This window comes from Nocardia sp. NPDC049737, from assembly GCF_040674755.1.
Classification (GTDB): domain Bacteria; phylum Actinomycetota; class Actinomycetes; order Mycobacteriales; family Mycobacteriaceae; genus Nocardia.
On the sequence record NZ_JBFANH010000009.1, the window covers coordinates 191397 to 211338 of the forward strand.

Consider the following 19942-nt stretch of genomic DNA (forward strand, 5'->3'; position numbering starts at 1 on the left):
GCTGCGCGCGGCGCACGTTCGGCGCAATCCGCCAGCGACGACTCCGCGCCTCACCGACGGCCAGCCGCGTGATCGCGCCCGCGGCCGAACGCGGGCCTGTCAACCCGACCGGGATATCATCGACCCCGCCCGATCCGCGCGACACCCTTGCGCTCGAGCCGATTCTGAGAGTGCGCCTGCACGAAGGCCAGAGGCTGAAGATGTACTGCAATGGGATCGGAGCGATCACCCCTTCGGAACACCGAGGGCACCAACCGATTCAGGCCGACACCGCGGACCGGATAGTCGGCAGACCGAGGTTGTCGCGCAGCGTGGTTCCGCTGTATTCGGTGCGCAGAACACCGCGGTCCTGCAGTAGCGGCACCACCTTGTCGACGAATTCATCGATGCCCCATGGCACCAGATGCGAGCCGAGGATGAAGCCGTCGGAGCCGTCGTTCTGCACGAAGGTATCGATCTGCTCGGCGACCTGGGCGGGCGTGCCGACCAGGGGCCCGCGTTCGAACTGATCGATCACCACCTCCCGCAGGGTGAGCTTCTTCGCCTCGGCCACCTGGCGCAGGCGCTCGACCGTGGCGAACCGATCCTGATGTACGAAGGCACGCCCCTGGATGATCGGCGCAGCGTCGGGATCCGGATCGATATCGGGCACCGGGCCCTCCGGGTCGTAGCCGGACAGGTCGCGGTTCCAGATCTGTTCCAGCAGGATCAGCGCGGTCTGTCCGGTGACCTGCTCATTGCGCACGGTGTGGAACTTCTCGATCGCCTCGGCCTCGGTATCGCCGAGCACGAAACTCGCCGACGGCAGGATCTTGATGTCATCGGCCGCACGTCCGGCCGCGACCGCACGCGCCTTGATATCGCGGTAGAAGTCCGCGGCCTCCGGCAGCTTGCCGTACGGGGAGAAGATGGCGTCGGCATTGGCGGCGGCGAAGGCGCGGCCCTGTGGGGAGACACCGGCCTGCAGGATCACCGGCCGCCCCTGCGGGCTGCGCGGCACGGTGAACCGCCCGGAGATATCGAATTGTTCGCCGTGGAAGGCGAATGCACCAGCATCCGGGCGGGCCAGGTACCGGCCGGATTCCTTGTCGGCGACAATATCGGTGACATCCCACGAATCCCACAGGGCACGAACGGCATTCAGCGTCTCCTCGGCCCGCACATAGCGGTCTGCCGGATCGAGGAAGCCGCCGCGGCGGAAGTTCTGGCCGGTGAAGGCGTCGAAGGAGGTCACCACATTCCAGGCGGCGCGACCACCGGACAGATGATCCAAACTCGCGAGCTGGCGGGCCAACTCATACGGCTCGTTGAAGGTGGCGTTGATCGTGCCCGCCAATCCGAGATGTTCGGTCACCGCGGCGATCGAGGCCAGCACGGTGAAGGTATCGGGGCGGCCGATAACGTCCTGATCGAAGATCTTGCCCGCACGTTCGCGCAGGATGAGACCTTCGGCGAGGAAGAAGAAGTCGAATTTGCCGCGTTCGGCGGTGCGCGCGGTGTGTTCGAAACTGCTGAAATCGATCTGGCTGCCGGCCTCGGGATGCCACCAGGCGGTGTGGTGGTTGACGCCGCCGAGGTAGGCGCCCAAGATGACCTGCTTACGTGGAGTACTCATACTGACCTCGCTCAGGCAGTCGCGTAACGGTTGGGAACGTCGGTGGACAAGCCGAGCAGTGCGCGCAGCGGACCATCCGGATAGCCGGTGCGGAACACACTCCGGCGTTGCAGGGCGGGAACGAGCCGGTCGGTGATGGCGGCCAGGTCATCGACCGCGACACCCGGTCGCAACCGGAAGCCGTCGATCCCCTGCGCGCTCCATTCGGTGAGCAGTTCGGCGAGTTCCTCCGCGCTACCCGCGAAAATACCTGCATCCGAAGCGAATTCGGCACCGGAGAGCTCGTTCAACCGCGCCAGTCGTTGCGGACCGGTCGCCTCGTCGGTGTCGAGGAATACGACGATATCGGCATGGACCCGCAGCGGTTCGCCCACGCGATCGACGCGGGCCGCGGCGACCGCGACCTGCTCCAGAATCACTCCGGGTCCCGCCTGGCGGCTCGGCGTGACGAAAACCAGATCCACTGAGCGGGCAGCGAATTCATAGATCAGCGGACCGTGCGCCAGTGCCGCGACCACCGGCTGCCCCTGCGGCGGGCGCGGTGTGATCGACGGCCCACGGACACTGAAGAAGCGGCCCTCGAAATTGATGTAGTGCAGTTTGTCGCGATCGATGAAACGGCGGGTGGCCACCTCGCGAATTTCCGCGTCGTCCTCCCAACTGTCCCACAGCCGCCGCGCCACCTCGACCGCATCGGCGGCTTCTTCGAACAGCTCGTGCGTCTCGCGCGGAAATATCCCCGACGCAACAGCTTCCGCGATATCGGCGACCGTTGGTTCATGCACTTCGCGACGGCCGAACTGCGCGGCCTCCTCGGCGCTGCCGGAGACCCGCACCTGCCAGCCCGCCCGGCCGCGCGAGGTGTAGTCGAGGGTGGCGATCGACTTGGAGACATGGAACGGTTCGGTATGGGTGACCGTCACGGTCGGGATGAGCCCGATGTGCCGGGTGCTCGGCGCGACCCGCGCGGCAATCAGATTGGCATCGATCCGGGCTCGGACCCGGTCGACGGCGTCATCGGAGGGCTCATGCGGCGTCCCCGGAACCCGCAGGGTGTCCTCGATGCTCACGAAATCGAGCAGTCCGCGCTCCGCGGTGGCGACCAGATCCGTCCAGTAACCGGGGCTGAACAGCTCGGTGGGTCGGGAGTTCGGCTCCCGCCACGCGGCCGGATGCCAGCCCGCTCCATCGAGCGCGACGCCGAGATGTAGTTGTTTCGGTGCCATCGTCTCCCATTCCTGTGCATGCGCGAATGTTGTGTGCTGCAACGCGCGAACCGCTGCGCGTCCCACTCGAACGTTGCGCAGCGCTGACTGCGACCGACGGCGGTGCTGACGGGAAGGACTCCGCGCAGACCTCATATCACGTGGCCACGTGATATTCGTGGTGGTCCCGACCTGGCCTTCCGCCGCTGGTGTCAACGATTGAGATCAGCTCGAGCGCTGGGAAATACGCTGCGAGCGAGGGAATCGACGACAGCCACCGGATAGAAATTCCGCTGAGCACAACCGGTGCCGATACTCGTGCGCCCCGCTAACGTTCTCCGGTCGGACCCTGTTGCGGAGGAGTGCGCGATGACCACCGAGTCGACCATCGACATCAATACCCCACTGCATCCACTCGACGATCCGGTGCGGGCATCGCTGCGCGGCGAGCACCTCCGCTTCGCCAGCTGGGTGGGCCGCATCGGCCGCTACGACCCGGACGTCGCCAGATTCATCGGCCATCCGCCCGCACTGGACGAACAGGATTGGGCCGATCTGGCCACCCTGCTCGGCCCGGGCGGCAGCACCGCACTGCGCGGCTACGGCCATGTGCCGCCGGATGGGTGGACCGTGCTGAACGAATTCGGTTCGGTACAAATGGACGGCACCGCGCTACGCGTTGCCCACGATCCGGAACTCGAGGTACTCACCGCCGCTGATGTGCCGGAGATCCTGGAGCTGATCGCCCGCACCGAACCCGGCCCGTATGCGCCGCGGACCATCGAAATGGGTACCTATCTCGGGATTCGGGTGGACGGCAGGCTGGTGGCAATGGCAGGTGAGCGCCTGCACCCGCCGGGTTGGACCGAGATCAGCGCCGTGTGCACCGATGCGGAATTCCGCGGCCGCGGTTTCGCCTCCCGGCTGACCCGGGCGGTCGGCGCGCAGATCCGGGCGCGCGGAGAGACAGCGTTCCTGCACGCCGTCGCCCACAATGCGACGGCGATCAGTTTGTACGAGACGTTGGGATTCACCCTGCGCAAGCGTTCGTTGTTGACGATCGTGCAGGCACCATCGTCCACCAACCGCGCGTCGACGCCGAACTGACTCCACGCCGGACCTGGGATGTCCGGCGCAAACCGCGCGCTCAGCGCTCAGGTAGCGGGGGCAGTTCCAGGTTCTCGCGGAAAGTGCCACCGACATAGTCGTTTCCGACGATTCCCCGGCGGCGCAATTCGGGCAGAAGTCCATTGGTAACGAAGTCTCGAGTTCGGGCATCGGCCAGACCACCCAGCGAGATGACATCGAGAACCCCTGCGCGATAACGCTCTTCGACAGCATCGGCCAATTGTTCCGGCGTCCCGGCAGCCGCCCAGTGCCCGGTATCCTTCGCCGCGACGATCAGCTCACGCAGCGTGCGACCGGATGCCGCCAGCTTGGTGAAGATTTCCACCCGCCCGCGCCGGCGGTTCACCGAATTCAGCTCGGGCAGTATCGTTTCCGGGATCGGCCGATCCAGCGGCAGCTCCGTGAGATCGATACCGCCACCGAACATATCCGCCAATTGGATGCGGCCCGCATCGAAGTCGGTCGCCTCGGCCGCCTCGCGGACCAACCGGCGCGCCTGCTCATCCGTTGCTCCATAAGTCGCATGGAACGAACTCATGATCAGCGGTAATTCTTGGGCTCGACCGAGTTCCGTCGCGCGCGCCCGAATCGTCTTGGTATAGGTCACCGCATCCTCGAGCGTCGGAAGCGAGGTGAACACCACCTCGGCGAACCGCGCGCCGAGCTCGATACCGCCCGCCGATTGACCGGCCTGGAATTGGACCGGGCGACGCTGCGGCAACGGCGGGATATTGAGCGGACCCCGCACCGTGAAGTATTGCCCCGCATACTCGATCGGACGCACCTTGGCCGCATCGAGGACCGCACCGCCGTTACCGTCGGGGGTCAGCGCCCCCGGCTCCCAGCTGTCGAACAGCGCGTTGATGACCTCGAGGGATTCGGTCGCGCGCGCGTACCGCTCCTCCGGGCTCGGCAGATCCTGATCGCCGTAATTCTCCTCGCCCACCGAGGACGTGACGATATTCCAGGCGGCTCGGCCATTGCTCACATGGTCGAGCGTTCCGAACAGCCGCGCGAGATTGAACGGGTGGTGAAAGGTGCTGGTAACGGTGGCGATCAAGCCGACGTGCGAAGTCACCGCGCTCAATGCGGACAGGAAGATCAGCGGCTCCTGCGCGCCGATCGCGCCCTGCGCCCCGAAGCTCAACAGGTCGGCGGCGAACAGGGCGTCGAACTTATTGGCCTCGGCGATCTTCGCGATCTCGATCGAGGATGCCACCGTCGATTCGTGCGGATCGATCGCGGCCGCATAGACGCTCACCGCGCCGCTGACTCCGGTAACTGTTTTCAATGCCCGACGTCGTGCAGAGCTCATCTGCTCGAGACAACCGTATTCCGCTCCCGCAGAACAGGTTTGCGATCAGCTCGAATGGAATCGGTCAGAGTTCGGGAAGATCAGGCAGCGGCGCGCCGACTATCTGCCGTGCCTCCTCGCGCGAAACCCCCAACGCGCACAGCACCAGTTCGGCCGCACCGGCTCCGGCATCACGCCAGGCCTGATGCCCTTCGAGCACCATCCACATCGCGCTGACCACCGCGCCCGTAACCATCGCGGCCACGCTCAGCGCCATAACCGGCGAGACGGTGTAGCGGCCGCTCTCGATGCCCTTCTCGATATCGCGCATCGGCGGACCGCCGAGCACCTCGCGCAGGGATTCGTCGGTCAGGCCGAACCGGACCAGGAACCGCCCCATCGCGGGATTCTCATGGGCCCGGCGCACCAGCAAGCGGATCCCGGTGGCCATCCGCAGCGGCGGATCGATGTCACCGTGCGCGTCCATGGCCCGGACATTCGCATCGTGGATATCGAAGGCGAGTTGCGCCCGCACCCGGTCGTAGAGCTGCTCGATGGATTCGACGTTGCGATACAGCGTGCCGCGGGCGACGCCCGCCTCTGTGGCCAGCTCGCTGATCGTCAGATCCGTGGTGCCCCGCGCAGCGAACAGCCGCATCGCAGCCGCATTGATCCGCTTCTCGGTCACATTCACCGGCATTCCCTTCCTGAGTTCCACACCAAAGCTACGACATTGTTTTGAATGAGTCGGAAGCGATCTAAATAGATCATTATTGACATTAATTGAACAAGACTGTTCAATGTGGTGTGTGGCACATAGAAGTGAATGGAGATCCGGAAAGGAAGGCGCGATGACCCCCGCCGAAACAACCTCAGTACTGGTGGTCGGGGCCGGTCCGGTAGGTCTGACGCTCGCGCTCGAACTGGACCGCCACGGTGTGGACACCGTCGTCGTGGAACGCAATGCCACCAGCACCCGGCATCCGAAAATGGACATCACCAATGGCCGCAGCATGGAGCTGTACCGGCGACTGGGGGTCGCCGATGAACTGCGCAAGGTCGCGATTCCAGACGACTCCAGGGCCAGAGTCAGCTGGGTCACCAATGCGGTCGGCTGGGAGCTGGCGCGCTTCGAATATCCCAGCGTCGCCGAACAATTCCGGCTCATCCGCGAACGCAATGACGGCGCCCTCCCGCTGGAACCCGCCATGCGCGTATCCCAGGTGATCCTCGAACCGGCGCTGCGCGAACAGCTCGAAACCCGAACCAACGCACGCGTCCACTATGGCTGGGCGCTGGACAGTTTCACCGAGGACACCGACGGTGTCACCGCGCGTCTGACATCCGGGGAGACCGGGCAATCGCGCACCGTCCGCGCGCAATATCTCGTGGGCTGCGACGGCGCGGGCAGCCGCACCCGCAGGCAACTCGGTATCGGACACGACGAGATCGATCTCCGCAAACTCCTCGTCAAAGAGCTCGGCCCGGGACGAACTGCCAAGAGCTCGATCCGCGCATTCCGCGCCACCGGGCAGCGCCCCATGGACGGCCGGTTCTACCTCGTGCACTTCACGACCACAGATACTGAGATCCGCACCCGCTTCGGCACCGTCTGGCACCTCCAGTCCCCCGAAGGCTGGACAGTCATCTCGCAGAACGACCGCGACACCTTCACCCTGCAGGCGCCCCTCGGCATCGGCACCGACGCCGACAAGATCGACCCGCACGAGTTCGTCTACGAACGACTCGGCCGACGCTTCGATATCGAGATCCTGGTCGCCAATTTCTGGACCCCGCGCCTGACCGTCGCCGATTCCTTCGGACGCGGACGCGTCTGGCTCGCCGGCGATGCCGTCCACCAAGTCGTGCCCACCGGGGGCTACGGCATGAATACCGGCGTCGGCGACGCGGTAGGACTCGGCTGGGTCCTCGCCGCACAGTTGCACAACTGGGGTGGCCCCGGCCTGCTCACGGCCTACGAGCAGGAGCGACGCGCCGTAGCGCTGCGCAACCGCGCGGCCTCGGCCAGGCACAGCGCGGTCCGTGGCGCCATCATGACCAGCGACTGGACCGCCATGCACAGCGAACGCTGGTTCGGCGAACGCACCCGGTGCGAACTCGGCCGCGAGATCAGCGACCTGGGCAACCTGGAAAACGAAGCCCTCGGCATCGAACTCGACTACCGCTACGACGACTCCCCCATCGTCTGCCGAGATCTCGATGGGCACGCGCCGCCGCAGCGGATGGCCGAATACGTACCCAGCACCTGGCCCGGCGCCAGGCCGCCGAGCGTGTACCTCGCGGACTGCCGCGCGATCTTCGACCTGTTCGGCCGCGGCTTCACTCTGCTGCGCTTCGCCGAACACGATGTCACCGGATTGGTAGACGCCGCAGCTCAGCGTGCCGTTCCACTCGACGTGGTCGATATCCGCGACGAACATGCCCGGGCGCTCTACGAACGCGACCTCGTGCTGATCCGCCCCGACCAACACGTTGCGTGGCGCGGCAACGCCGCCCCGACCGACCCGCTTTTCATCGTCGACCGCATCCGTGGCGTGCACGTCTGATTTTCAGAACCGGCTGTCGATCAATTTCGTTTCCGCGATGGCGAATACGGTGTCGCTGAGCTTGCCGAGCAAGGCCAGCAGCACAATGGCCAACAGCATGATGTCGGTGCGGCCGCTGTTCTGGCTGTCGATCAGCAGGAATCCGAGTCCTTTCGACGAGGCGATCAGCTCGGCCGCAACCAGGAACAGCCAACCATTGGCCAGGCCGAGTCGCAGACCGTTGACGACCGCCGGTGCCACCGCGGGCAATTGAATCGAGAACAACAGCGCGGCACGGTGCAATCCATAGGCCCGGCCGAGTTCGGTCAGGTGCGGATCGACCTGTGCCAGAGCCGATGCCGTCGTCGTATAGATCGGGAAGAACGCACCGATGGCCACCAGCACGATCTTGGGTTCCTCGCCGATGCCGAGCCACAACAGCAGCAGCGGCACCCACGCCAGCGACGGCACCGTGCGGAACAATCCGACCGTCGGCGCCAGCAGCACACGGGCGATATCGAACAGCCCGACCACCGTGCCGAGCACCAGTGCGATGAGCGCCCCACTGGCGAATCCGAGCAGCACCCGCTGGATGCTGATCGCCAGATGGCTCCACAATTCGTCGCGCTGCAACAACTCCCGCAGTGCGGCAAGCACTTCCGCGGGCGGCGCGAGCTGGCTCGACGAATACAGTCCCGCCGAGGTCACCCCTTGCCACAGCAATAGCAGCAGCACGGGTACGACCAGTCCGAGCGCCACCTGATCCCAACGGATCCGGCGCGCGGCACGCGGCGGTGCGGTCTGGGTGACCGTCACCGAAGGGCCTGCTGTGCGAATTTCGGCTCGAAGAGTGCACCGAGTGCGGTCTCGGCGGCTTCCTTCGATCGCACGTCACCGTCGGCCACGATGATGGGCACGATCGGGGTGAGTACCGCCCGCTGGGTCTCGCCCGGTACCGGATCGACCTTCAATACGGTGCGCTCGAGCGTTTCCTTGGCGACGTCGAGGGAGGTCTTCGATTCCGTCGCCAGCAGCTGCGCGAGTTCGTTCGGATGTTCCAACGCCCAAACCCGCGCCTGCTCATAGGCATTGACCACGGCCTGGACCCGGTCCGGATGCTGTGCGATGAAATCCGCGCGGGCGTTGAGTACGCCGTAGGTCTGGAAGTTGGCGTTGCGGTAGAGCAATCGCGAACCCTGCTCTTGACGGGTCTGCGCCATGTAGGGATCCAGACCCGCCCACGCATCGACATCACCGCGTTCGAGTGCGGTCTTGCCGTCGGCGTGCTGCAGGTTGGTCACTTCCACATCCTTGGCGGTGAGACCAGCTGTCTGAAGTGCCTGCAGCAGTGTGAAATAGGCGTCGGTACCCTTCGTCGCCGCGATCTTCTTACCCCTCAACTCGGCCACCGAGGTGATGGGAGAATTCTTCGCGACGACCAGCGCGGTCCATTCCGGTTTGCTGTAGATCGAAATGCTTTGCAGCGGTGTGCCATTGGCCTTCGCCAGCAATGCCGCCGAACCCGCGGTCGAATTCACATCGATCGCGTTGGCGCGCAGACTTTCATTGGCCTTGTTGCTGCCCGCGGAGAATACCCAGGTCACCTTGGCGCCGGACTTCTCCAGCAGGTGCTGGTCCCGGATGACCAGACTCAGCGGGTTGTAGTAGGCGTAGTCCAGCCGCACCTCATCCGCACCCGCCCCGGCCGCGCCGGACTTTTCGCCCTCCGCGCAGCCCGAAAGCAGCGTCATCACCGCCGCCGCGACGGCTGCCAGGACGATGGTCGCTCGTCTCATCAGAGTGTCTCCTTGACAGTGGCGCGGCGCGCAACGCCGAGTCGTTCGAGTAGGTCGAGCCGCAGCGCGGCCAACCGTGGGTCGGTGTCGTCGCGCGGCCGATCGGCGGATACCTCGAGCGCCGTGCCGATCGTGAAACCTGTTTCGCCACTGACAGTTTCGAGTACAATTACGCGGTCGGCCAGGCGCAGTGCCTCGTCCACATCGTGGGTGACGAGTACGACCGTGATACCCGCGGCGCGCTGCACCTCGTCGAGCAGGTCCTGCATCCGCAGCCTGGTCAGCGCATCCAACGCTGCGAACGGCTCGTCGAGCAGCAGCACGCCAGGATGGCGAACCAGCGCGCGGGCCAATGCCGTTCGCTGCGCCATGCCCCCTGACACTTGTCGCGGACGATGTCCCTCGAATCCGGCCAGTCCGACGATCTCGAGCCCGCGCCGCACCTCGGCCTCGCCTTCGGCCCGCGAGATGGTCGGTGGCAGACCCAATGCGACATTGCCCGCGAGATCGCGCCACGGCAGCAGCCGCGGCTCCTGGAAAACCACCGCGCAGCGCGGGTCTATGCCGCGCATGGGACGACCGTCGAGCACGACCTCGCCCGCGGTCGGCTCGTCCAACCCAGCAATGACCCGCAACAGTGTCGATTTCCCACTGCCGGACGGACCGACCAGCGCGATCACCTCACCCGGTGCGATCTCCAATTCGATATCGCGCAGGACGGTATGGGCGCCGAAACTGCGGCCGAGGCCGCGCAATGCGACCCCGGCGGCACGACTGGCAGTGGGTGACACCTCGACTACTGAGCGGCCGCGAATCCGGCGCGCAGATCGGCGAGGATATCGTCGATACCCTCGATGCCGACCGCGAGACGGACCAGGCCCGGGGTGACACCGGCCGCCAACTGCTCTTCCGGAGTCAGCTGGGAATGGGTGGTCGAGGCCGGATGGATCACCAGCGAACGCACATCGCCGATATTGGCCACATGGCTGTGCAGCTTCAGCGCCTCGACGAAACGCTTACCCGCATCGACCCCACCGGCCAATTCGAAGCCGATCACCGCGCCGACGCCCTTGGGAGCGAGCGTGCGGCCGCGCTCGTACCACGGGGAGGACGGCAGCCCGGCGTAGGACACCGAGGTCACCTCCGAACGCGCCGCGAGGAAGTCCGCGACTGCCTCGGCGTTCTGCACATGCCGCTCGATCCGCAGACTCAGCGTCTCCAGACCCTGGCTGATCAGGAAGGCGTTGAACGGCGAGACTGCCGAACCGAGATCACGCAGTAGTTGCACCCTGGCCTTGAGGGCGTAGGCGGGAGCGCCGAGGTCGGCGTACACCACGCCGTGGTAGCTCGGGTCCGGTGTGGTGAAACCGGGGAAGCGGCCACCGGTCCAATCGAAGGTACCGCCGTCGACGATCACGCCCGCGATGGCCGCACCGTGGCCGCCCAAATACTTTGTCGCCGAATGCACCACGATATCGGCGCCATGGGCCAGCGGCTGAATCAGGTACGGCGTCGCGACGGTGTTGTCGAGAATCAGCGGAACGCCCGCGGCATGGGCGACTTCGGCGATACCGGGAATGTCGAAGATGTGGTTCTGCGGGTTGGAGATCGTTTCGCCGTACAGCGCCTTGGTATTCGGCCGGATCGCCGCGCGCCACTGGTCCAGATCATCCGGATCATCGACAAAGCTGACCTCGATGCCCAGTTTCGGCAGCGAGTAGCGGAACAGGTTGTAGGTGCCGCCGTATAGCCGTGGGCTGGACACAATGTGATCGCCCGCACCGGCGATATTCAGGATCGCGAACGTCTCCGCGGCCTGCCCGGAGGCCAGCAGCAGCGCCGCGACACCGCCCTCCAACGCCGCGATGCGCTGTTCCACGGCATCCTGGGTCGGGTTCATGATGCGGGTGTAGATATTGCCCGGTTCGGCGAGACCGAACAGCGCCGCAGCATGCGCGGTATCCCGGAAGGTGTAGGAAGTGGTCTGGTAGATCGGCAGCGCGCGGGCATTGGTCGTACCGTCCGGCACCTGTCCGACGTGGATCTGCTTGGTCTCGAAGCTCCAGTCGGCGCTCGGGTCCTGGGTCTGGTCGCTGGTCGTCACATCAACGGACACTAAGAAGCGCCCGGCATGGTGTCGAGAATTACATTCAGCCGGAACCGAATCCAGGCTCCGGTCAGCGCCGGAAACACGGCCGCAATCGACTCTGATTCTTTTATCAGATATGATTCTAATAACGGAATCGAGGGGAAGGAGGGCATAGTGACAGGTGTGGTGGGCAACCGCATCGACAGGCGGCGCGAGCGGACGCGCAATGCGCTGCTCGGGGCGGCGCGGAAGTTCCTGTCGGAGGGGCGATCCGCGGTGAGCATCCAGGAAATCACCGATGCGGCCGATGTCGGATTCGGCTCGTTCTACAACCACTTCCAATCCAAAGAGCAGTTGTTCGACGAGGCCGTGCGGTCGGTGCTGCAGATCTACAGCGAGATGCGCGACGAGATCGTCGCCATGTACGACGACCCCGCCGAGGTATTCGCGGTGAGCTTCCGGATGACCGGACGGCTGCAGCGCCAGATCCCGGAGGGTGTGCGGGTGATCCTGAATTCCGGTACGTCGGTGCTGCTGCGCGACGAGGGCCTGGGCCCACGCGCCCGACGCGACATCATAGCCGCACAGGAGGCGGGCCGGTTCGAGCCGATGGATCCGGATATGGCGCTGATGGCCGCGGGCGGGGCACTGCTGGGACTGCTGCAACTATTGGATGCCCGACCCGAGGCCGATGCCGGGGCACTCACCGACGAAATGACCCTGCGTGTGCTGCGGATGTTCGGCATGAACAAGCGCAGCGCGCAGAAGCTGGTATCCAGTGAATTGCCGCCGCAACCCCAGCTGTGATCAGCCGTTGACCGCGGCGGCCAGTCGCGGCAGCTGCCGCAGTGGATTATGGTGTTCGACCTCCATGCGCTGATCGGCGTCGAAGATATCGCTGAGCCCGGGTGCGGGATCATGTGAACCGCTCTGCCGGGGCGTGAGCGCTGAAGGGCCGCGGAGCCGAAGACGATGTGATCGCGGTTGGTCACTGCGAGCACCCCGGCCATGGCGGCGGCCGAACCACTGAGTGCTCGCCCGTTACCTCGGCGACGACTTCGACGAACTCGAAAGCCGCTACGCCACCGTGGTCAGCGACCTGCGCGAACCCCAACTGAGACCGGATCGCGGAGTCCGGGTAGCCACGGTTTAGCAGACAGTCGAGTGGCAACCCGCACAGTGACGCTGCTCGGCGAGTACGAGGATCAGCGCGGACCTCGGCTCTCCGGGCGCTTCGAACCAGCAAGCCCGTCGAGCGGAGGAAAACGATGCCGAATCCCACCAGCCACCAGAACGACGTGCGACGGACGCCGGTGCGCGCGGAGCTGCACAGTGCCGCATTCACCGACCACTCGACAATTCCGGACCGCTACTCCTACGACGGCGGCAATGTCGCTCCGCCGCTCGAGTGGAGCGGTATCCCCGGTGACGCCGCGGAGATCGTCCTGCTGTGCGAGGACGAGGACGCGCCGGGCGGGCCGTTCACCCATTGGCTGCTGACCGGCATCGCGCCGACCGCAACCAGTATCCGGGCGGAGGCGCCACCGCCCAGGGCCGTCGCGGGTCCCAATGACTTCGGTGAAGTCGGCTGGAGCGGTCCGCGACCACCGGTCGGCGACCAGGCGCACCGGTACTTCTTCCGGCTATACGCCTTGGACCGATCGGCCGGATTCACCAAGGACACCACGGCCGACGTGGTCCGGCAGGCCATCACGAACCACGTCATCGCGAGCGGCACCCTGGTCGGCCTCTTCGCCGCCTGATCGGCCCGCGCAGCCCTACGCCGCGATCGCCTCGGCGCGCAGGCGCGAATAGTCCTCGCGCGACAGCGGGGCCGCATCCGGTCTTCGAGCGAGATGCGGAATGTCTCGCGCGCGGAAGATGCGGCGGTCATGGCGCTGCCGAATGTGAAGGCACCGATGAGCGCAACGTTCTACTCGGGCAGCGCGACGACCCGAAGATGGTGGTGGGCATTCATCAGCGCCATGCAGATCACGCTCTCCAGCACGACCTGCACGATCGGTGAGGCGCGGCCTCCTGCTGCGCCTGCTCGGCCTCGAATGCCGGTGTTTCGTCCGCCCGGCGCGGCTCAGATAACCGGCGAACCGCACAACGACGCTGAGCAGGAACGGAATTCGCCAACCCCACGATTGCAACGCGCCATGGGGCAACAGCGCCTCCATCGGCAAAAAGCTGCGGCGGCGAGGGTTTGACCGGCCGGCACACCTTGCGGCCGTGCCGGTCACCGAGCACGAATGCGCCGAGCGGCCGAGCGACGCCAGGATCGCCACGGCATCGGCGCCGCAGTTCTTTCTCGGATCGAGGGACGTCAGTTGTGCGCCAACAGGCGCGCCCGATGCGCGCTCGTACGAACCCGGTGCGTTGACCGCGCCGCAGTCGGGGTCTCCGCGTTCACTGAACCACCTCGATTCGCTGGAGAAATGCCAGTTCGAAGCCGCTCCACCAATGCCATCGATCGATATATAGGACTTGAGTCACCTTGGGATTCGCCCTACGATGTTCGCATGACAACCAGTTGTACGGAATGCGCACAAAGAGAGGCGTGATGAAGGCGGCTACCGTGGCCGCGCCCGAGCGGATCGCGCGGCAGCCCGACTCGGGCTACCGCCGGGTGATGCCGTGGTGCGCATGCTCGGCGTCGGCCTACGCGGTTCGGATCTGGCCGTCCACCACGACCATCGAGAGGTCCCGAGCTGCCGTGGATCGTCGGCCGCGAAGTGCGATCGTGCCGAGCCGGGTGCCGCAGGCCAGTTCGCGCTCGGACGCCGATCGCGCCTGGATGCGGTCCACCCCGGGCAAATGCTGGATTCGGCTCGGGTGATCAGCGGCATTTCCACAATTTCGAATAAGGAGTGAGATGGCCAGGATTACCTCCTTGGCGGATGCGGTCGGCGAACTCGTTCGCGACGGCGATACGGTCGCGCTCGAAGGTTTCACGCATCTGATCCCGGTTGCCGCCGGGCAGGAGATCATTCGCCAGCGCAAGCGGGATCTGACGCTGGTGCGGATGACGCCGGATATCGTCTACGACCAGCTGATCGGGGCCGGTTGCGCCCGCAAGCTGATCTTTTCTTGGGGCGGTAACCCCGGCGTCGGCTCGCTGCACCGGTTCCGCGACGCGGTACAGCAGGCCTGGCCCGCGGCGGTGGAGATCGAGGAGCACAGCCACGCGGGGATGGCGAACCGCTATGTCGCGGGAGCGTCCGGATTGCCGTTCGCCGTGCTGCGCGGATACGTCGGCACCGATCTGCCGACGGTCACCGACACCATCAAACCGATCACCTGTCCGTTCACCGGTGAACAGCTGACGGCGGTTCCGGCGATAAATCCCGATGTCACGGTCATCCACGCCCAGCGTGCCGATCGTGCCGGAAATGTGCAGCTGTGGGGGCTACTTGGGGTGCAGAAGGAGGCACTGCTCGCCGCGCGCCGCAGCCTGGTCACGGTCGAGGAGATCGTCGACGAACTGACTCCGGTGCCCGGTGCGATCGTACTGCCCGCGTGGGCGGTGACCGCGGTCGCGCAGGTGCCCGGCGGCGCGCATCCGTCCTATGCGCAGGGCTATTCCGAACGGGACAACGACTATTACGCGGCCTGGGACGCGATCAGCCGAGACCGTGACAGCTTCACCCACTGGCTCGACGAGCACGTGCACACCGCCACCACGGAGACAGTATGACCATCGCCGAAACCCGCACCGCCACAATGGAAAAGGCATATACCGCAGACGAGATGATGACGATCGCCGCCGCCAGGGCACTCGAAGCGGGCAAGCGGTGCTTCGTCGGGATCGGGCTACCGTCGACGGCCGCCAATCTCGCACGCAATACCCATGCGCCCGATCTGGTCCTCATCTACGAATCCGGCACACTGGGTTCGAAACCGGATCGGCTGCCCGCTTCCATCGGTGACGGCGTGCTGGCCGAGACCGCCGACGCCGTGATCAGCGTGCCGGAGATCTTCAACTACTGGCTGCAGCCGGGTCGCATCGATGTCGGATTCCTCGGGGCAGCACAGCTGGATAAATACGGCAATATCAACACCACCGTCATCGGCGGTGACTACACCAATCCCAAGGTCCGACTGCCGGGAGCGGGTGGCGCGCCCGAGATCGCCGCCTCGTGTGGTGAAGTGTTCGTCGTCATGCGCCAGTCGCGCCGCTCCTTCGTCGACAAGGTCGACTTCATCACCTCCTTCGGGCACGGTCGCGGTAACGGCGAGCGCGCGCGACTCGGCCTGCGCGGCGCGGGTCCGACCCTGGTGATCACCGACCTCGCAGTGATGCGACCCGACGACACCGGCGAGTTGATCCTCGTCGCCGTTCATCCGGGAGTGAGCGTCGAGCAGGTCCGCGATGCCACCGGCTGGCAGCTGCGGGTCGCGGCGGATCTCGAGATCAGCGAACCCCCGACAGCCATGGAACTCACCACCCTGCGGGCATTGAAAGCTGCATCATGACCAGCGCATTTCTGTACGACGGTATTCGCACCCCGTTCGGCAAGTACGGCGGGGCGCTGAGCGGTATCCGGCCCGATGACCTCGCCGCCTCCGTGCTGAGATCGCTCGCCGACCGCAGCGATCTGGATCCCGCGACGGTGGACGAGATCGTCTTCGGGGCGGCCAACCAGGCGGGCGAGGATAATCGCAATGTGGCACGCATGGCAGCGCTGCTGGCGGATTGGCCCACCTCGGTACCCGGCACGACGGTGAACCGGCTGTGCGGGTCGAGTATGGACGCCGCGATGCAGGCCGCTCGGATGATCGAAACCGGCGATGCGGCAACGGTTGTCGTCGGCGGCGTCGAATCGATGAGCCGCGCGCCGATGGTTATGTCCAAGCCCGCCAAGGCATTTCCCGCTGGCAACGAAACACTGCACTCCACCACATTGGGTTGGCGGCTGGTGAATCCGGCGATGCCCGCGCGGTGGACGGTGTCCTTGGGCGAGAGCACCGAAATCCTCGCGGGCCGCTACGGAATCGAGCGCGCGGCGCAGGACGAATTCGCCGCGCGCAGCCATCAGCTCGCCGCGAAGGCCTGGGACAACGGCTTCTTCGACGATCATGTCGTTGCCGTCCCCGGCACCGATCTGGCCCGCGACGAGTCGCTGCGGCCGGAAACGACCGTCGAACGGTTGGCGGTGTTGAAACCGTCGTTCCGGCCGGATGGCACCGTCACCGCCGGAAATGCCTCACCGCTGAACGACGGCGCATCCGCCCTAATGCTCGGCGACGAACAACTGGCCGATCGACTCGGCCACGCACCCCTGGCGCGGATCGCGGGACGCGGTGCGGCCGGAGTCGATCCGGATGTCTTCGGCATCGGCCCGGTCGAAGCGGCGCGAATCGCCCTGCGGCGCGCGGGAATCGGCTGGGACGATCTCGGCGCAGTCGAATTGAACGAGGCCTTCGCCGCGCAATCGCTTGCCTGCCTTGCCGATTGGCCGGAACTGGATCCCGCCATCGTCAATGTCAACGGTGGCGCGATAGCGATCGGTCACCCGCTCGGCGCATCCGGGGGACGCGTCATCAACCAACTCGCCCGCGAAATGCGGCGTAGCGGCAGCCGGTGGGGACTTGCCGCATTATGTATCGGCGTCGGCCAGGGTCTGGCCGTTGTCCTGGAGGCGACATCATGAAAATCCGTGCGCTGCAAGGCTATCGAAGGGATCCGGCGGACACCCACCCGCCGCTGGACTCCCCGGACTACAAGTCGACCGCCCTGCGCCATCCGAAAGAGCCGCTGGTGCTGCTGCCACAGCGGCTGACCGAACTCACCGGTCCGGTACTCGGCGCGGACCGGATCGCCGAAACGGATAACGACCTGACCGCGCAACACCGGGCACAACCGCTCGGACAGCGCATTATCGTGCACGGCCGACTGCTCGACGGTGACGGCAAGCCGGTCCCGAACTCCCTGATCGAGATATGGCAGGCCAATGCCGGTGGCAGATACCGGCACGACCGGGGCGCGTGGGACTGCCCGCTGGATCCCAACTTCGACGGCGTCGGGCGCACTATTACCGATGCCGCGGGCCGCTACGAGTTCACCACAATCAAGCCCGGCGCTTATCCGTGGCGCAACCACCACAATGCCTGGCGGCCCGCACACATCCACTTTTCACTGTTCGGGCGCGCCTTCGCCCAACGGTTGGTCACCCAGATGTATTTTCCGGATGATCCGCTGTTCGCTCAGGACCCCATTTTCAACTCGGTGCCCGAGGCCGCTCGCCCACTGCTGATCAGCCGCTTCGATCTCGACCGCAGCGAACCCGAGCGGGCGCTGGCCTTCGAGTTCGACATCGTATTGCGCGGCCGCGATGGCACGCCTTTCGAGGACGACGAGGACGATGACTGATCTGCCCACCACGCCTTCGCAGACCGTCGGCCCCTACCTGCACATCGGACTCACATGGGACGACGGCCCCTACGCCGTACCGCTGGGAACACCGGGAGCCGGGTGGGTTCGGGGCCGAGTGCTCGACGGCGTCGGCGAGCCGCTCGATGACGCCATGGTCGAGATCTGGCAAGCCGACCCGGACGGGCATATCGCGCATCCGGATGACGGCCGCGGTGTCCGCGAAAACTTCCGCGGATTCGCACGCAGCGACACTCGAGCGGGCGAATTCGCGGTCTACACCGTTGTTCCCGGCGCGCTCGGCGATGGGCAGGCCCCGCATATCGACGTCTCGGTATTCGCCCGTGGTCTGCTGCATCGAGTGATCACCCGCATCTACTTCCCCGAGCACGCCGATCAGCACGCGAGCGATCCGGTGCTGACCGCGGTGCCACCGGAGCGGCGCGGCACCTTGATCGCCGCGAACGGTCCCGACGGCTATGTTTTCGATGTGTACCTCCAGGGTGAGCGCGAGACGGTGTTCTTCGATGTCTGACGGGTTGTTCGACGGTGTGCTCGCGGCCGGTCCGGTCGCGGCGCAGGTCGGCGACCGGGCGTGGGTGCAGGCCATGCTCCACTTCGAAGGCGCGCTGGCGGCCGCCTCAGCCGCCGCAGGAGCCATTCCACCCGAGGCCGCTGCCGCTATCGAAAGCTGTTGCGATGCAGATGATTACGATATCGCGGAGCTCGGCGCGCAGGCTGTCGGCATCGGTAATCCGGCCGGGCCGCTGGTGCGGGCACTCACCGCTCGTGTCGCGGGCGATGCGGCCGGATATGTACACCTCGGCGCGACCAGCCAGGACGTGGTCGATACCGCTGCCATGCTGGTGACGCGGCGGGCACTGACCGTGCTCGATGACGACCTGCGCACGTGCGCCGCCCGCCTGGCACACCTCGCCGAAATCCACGCCGACACCGTGCTGGCCGGGCGCAGCCTGCTCCAGCAGGGACCGCCGGTCACCTTTGGGCTGACCACGGCGGGCTGGCTCGGCGGTATCGGCGCGGCGCGCGATCGGCTCGACGACATCCGGCGGCATCGCTTGGCGGTGCAGTTCGGCGGGGCGGTCGGCACGCTCGCTTCCTTGGGCGACAACGGGATTGCCGTTCTGAGCGGACTCGCGCGCCACCTCGGACTGGCCGAACCGGCCTTACCATGGCATACCGAGCGCGGCCGCATCGCCGAGATCGCGGGGGCGCTCGGCCAGACCTGCGCGGCGGCGGCCAAGATCGCCCGCGATATCACTCTGCTAGCGCAGACCGAGGTCGCGGAGGTCTACGAGGAGGGCCCGGCGGGTACCGGCGGCTCCTCGACCATGCCGCATAAACGCAACCCGGTCGCCGCCGTCCTGGCCGCCGGATCCGCAGGGCAAGCACCAGGATTGGTTGCCGCACTGCTCGGCGCGGTCCCCCACGAACATCAGCGTGCGGCGGGCTCGTGGCATGCGGAATGGCGGCCGTACATCGAATTGCTGCGCACCACCGGTTCCGCGGTGCATTGGCTGCGAATCAGCCTCGAGCGACTTCGAGTCGAGCCACAGCGCATGCGCGCCAACCTCGACCTCACCGGCGGCCTGGCGCTCGCGGAAAACGTTGTGACCGAATTGGTTTCGACCTCGCACGGTGCGGTCGGCAGGCACACGGCAGGCGATGCCGTCGCGCAGTGCTGCCAGGCGGCCCTTACCGGCGAAGGCTCTCTCACTGATCTGCTCGCCGCCGATCCGGTGGTCGGGAAGTATCTGGACCGAGCTCGAATCGAGAGACTGCTCGACCCCACGCAGTACCTGGGGTCCACCCGCGAGTTCATCGAACGGGCACTCGCCGATTGGCGATCGCGGTCATGAGCAATCCAATCAA

20 protein-coding genes are annotated in these 19942 nt (G+C 66.0%); 12 read left to right on the forward strand and 8 right to left on the reverse strand.

What is annotated here, in order from left to right; all coding sequences use genetic code 11:
* Nucleotides 1-259: 259 nt before the first annotated feature.
* Both AB0J47_RS15075 and AB0J47_RS15080 read right to left on the reverse strand, forming a co-directional pair.
* The gene (locus AB0J47_RS15075) at nt 260-1615 is read right to left on the reverse strand and encodes an NtaA/DmoA family FMN-dependent monooxygenase (RefSeq protein WP_364345570.1); all 1356 of its coding nucleotides are present in this window, start codon (nt 1613-1615) and stop codon (nt 260-262) included.
* Between the two features lie 11 nt (nt 1616-1626).
* Complete coding sequence (locus tag AB0J47_RS15080) at nt 1627-2841, reverse strand: LLM class flavin-dependent oxidoreductase (RefSeq protein WP_364345572.1); 1215 nt, start codon at nt 2839-2841, stop codon at nt 1627-1629.
* 348 nt (nt 2842-3189) lie between these two features.
* Here AB0J47_RS15080 and AB0J47_RS15085 point away from each other — a divergent pair, with 348 nt between their 5' ends.
* The gene (locus AB0J47_RS15085; RefSeq protein ID WP_364345574.1) at nt 3190-3927 is read left to right on the forward strand and encodes a GNAT family N-acetyltransferase; all 738 of its coding nucleotides are present in this window, start codon (nt 3190-3192) and stop codon (nt 3925-3927) included.
* A gap of 40 nt (nt 3928-3967) precedes the next feature.
* On the opposite strand, the gene AB0J47_RS15090 is transcribed toward AB0J47_RS15085, so the two are convergent.
* Nucleotides 3968-5263, reverse strand: a complete 1296-nt coding sequence (locus tag AB0J47_RS15090; RefSeq protein WP_364345576.1) for an NtaA/DmoA family FMN-dependent monooxygenase — start codon at nt 5261-5263, stop codon at nt 3968-3970.
* Nucleotides 5264-5327: 64 nt separating this feature from the next.
* Complete coding sequence (locus tag AB0J47_RS15095; RefSeq protein ID WP_364345579.1) at nt 5328-5936, reverse strand: helix-turn-helix domain-containing protein; 609 nt, start codon at nt 5934-5936, stop codon at nt 5328-5330.
* A gap of 157 nt (nt 5937-6093) precedes the next feature.
* Between AB0J47_RS15095 and AB0J47_RS15100 the strand changes: the two genes are divergently transcribed.
* On the forward strand, nt 6094-7809 hold the full coding sequence (locus AB0J47_RS15100) for an FAD-dependent monooxygenase (RefSeq protein ID WP_364345581.1): 1716 nt from the start codon (nt 6094-6096) through the stop codon (nt 7807-7809).
* A 3-nt stretch (nt 7810-7812) separates the two neighbouring features.
* Here the strand turns inward: AB0J47_RS15100 and AB0J47_RS15105 are convergent, their stop codons facing one another.
* The 4 genes from AB0J47_RS15105 to AB0J47_RS15120 all read right to left on the reverse strand — a co-directional run bounded on the left by AB0J47_RS15105 (nt 7813) and on the right by AB0J47_RS15120 (nt 11688).
* Nucleotides 7813-8511 carry an ABC transporter permease gene (locus AB0J47_RS15105; protein ID WP_364345725.1) on the reverse strand — a complete coding sequence of 233 codons (699 nt, stop codon included), beginning with the start codon at nt 8509-8511 and terminating at the stop codon, nt 7813-7815.
* Nucleotides 8512-8600: 89 nt separating this feature from the next.
* Entirely contained in the window at nt 8601-9584 is a 984-nt protein-coding gene (locus tag AB0J47_RS15110) for an aliphatic sulfonate ABC transporter substrate-binding protein (protein WP_364345583.1), read from the reverse strand.
* Nucleotides 9584-10375: an ABC transporter ATP-binding protein gene (locus AB0J47_RS15115; protein ID WP_364345585.1), complete on the reverse strand. Its 792-nt coding sequence runs from the start codon at nt 10373-10375 to the stop codon at nt 9584-9586. Before AB0J47_RS15115 ends, AB0J47_RS15110 begins: the two co-directional genes overlap by 1 nt.
* 5 nt (nt 10376-10380) lie before the next feature.
* Nucleotides 10381-11688 (reverse strand): bifunctional o-acetylhomoserine/o-acetylserine sulfhydrylase, encoded by a 1308-nt coding sequence (locus tag AB0J47_RS15120; RefSeq protein ID WP_364345587.1) that lies wholly within the window; start codon nt 11686-11688, stop codon nt 10381-10383.
* 159 nt (nt 11689-11847) lie between these two features.
* Here AB0J47_RS15120 and AB0J47_RS15125 point away from each other — a divergent pair, with 159 nt between their 5' ends.
* From AB0J47_RS15125 to pcaB, 10 genes are all read left to right on the forward strand, one after another.
* On the forward strand, nt 11848-12480 hold the full coding sequence (locus AB0J47_RS15125; RefSeq protein ID WP_364345589.1) for a helix-turn-helix domain-containing protein: 633 nt from the start codon (nt 11848-11850) through the stop codon (nt 12478-12480).
* A gap of 461 nt (nt 12481-12941) precedes the next feature.
* A complete protein-coding gene (locus AB0J47_RS15130) occupies nt 12942-13436 on the forward strand; it encodes a YbhB/YbcL family Raf kinase inhibitor-like protein (protein ID WP_364345591.1) in 495 nt (164 codons plus the stop codon).
* 129 nt (nt 13437-13565) lie between these two features.
* The gene (locus AB0J47_RS15135) at nt 13566-13886 is read left to right on the forward strand and encodes a hypothetical protein (RefSeq protein WP_364345593.1); all 321 of its coding nucleotides are present in this window, start codon (nt 13566-13568) and stop codon (nt 13884-13886) included.
* Nucleotides 13887-14239: 353 nt separating this feature from the next.
* The gene (locus AB0J47_RS15140) at nt 14240-14515 is read left to right on the forward strand and encodes a hypothetical protein (protein WP_364345595.1); all 276 of its coding nucleotides are present in this window, start codon (nt 14240-14242) and stop codon (nt 14513-14515) included.
* 36 nt (nt 14516-14551) lie between these two features.
* Nucleotides 14552-15373 (forward strand): CoA-transferase, encoded by an 822-nt coding sequence (locus AB0J47_RS15145; RefSeq protein WP_364345597.1) that lies wholly within the window; start codon nt 14552-14554, stop codon nt 15371-15373.
* Nucleotides 15370-16152, forward strand: coding sequence for a CoA-transferase subunit beta (locus AB0J47_RS15150; RefSeq protein ID WP_364345599.1), 783 nt, complete (start codon nt 15370-15372; stop codon nt 16150-16152). Before AB0J47_RS15145 ends, AB0J47_RS15150 begins: the two co-directional genes overlap by 4 nt.
* Nucleotides 16149-17330, forward strand: coding sequence for a thiolase family protein (locus AB0J47_RS15155; protein ID WP_364345601.1), 1182 nt, complete (start codon nt 16149-16151; stop codon nt 17328-17330). Before AB0J47_RS15150 ends, AB0J47_RS15155 begins: the two co-directional genes overlap by 4 nt.
* Nucleotides 17327-18049, forward strand: coding sequence for a protocatechuate 3,4-dioxygenase subunit beta (pcaH, locus tag AB0J47_RS15160; protein ID WP_364345603.1), 723 nt, complete (start codon nt 17327-17329; stop codon nt 18047-18049). The genes AB0J47_RS15155 and pcaH overlap by 4 nt, the downstream gene beginning before the upstream one ends.
* Nucleotides 18042-18584, forward strand: coding sequence for a protocatechuate 3,4-dioxygenase subunit alpha (pcaG, locus tag AB0J47_RS15165; RefSeq protein ID WP_364345605.1), 543 nt, complete (start codon nt 18042-18044; stop codon nt 18582-18584). The genes pcaH and pcaG overlap by 8 nt, the downstream gene beginning before the upstream one ends.
* Nucleotides 18577-19929: a 3-carboxy-cis,cis-muconate cycloisomerase gene (pcaB, locus tag AB0J47_RS15170; RefSeq protein WP_364345607.1), complete on the forward strand. Its 1353-nt coding sequence runs from the start codon at nt 18577-18579 to the stop codon at nt 19927-19929. Before pcaG ends, pcaB begins: the two co-directional genes overlap by 8 nt.
* The last annotated feature ends 13 nt before the right edge of the window (nt 19930-19942 follow it).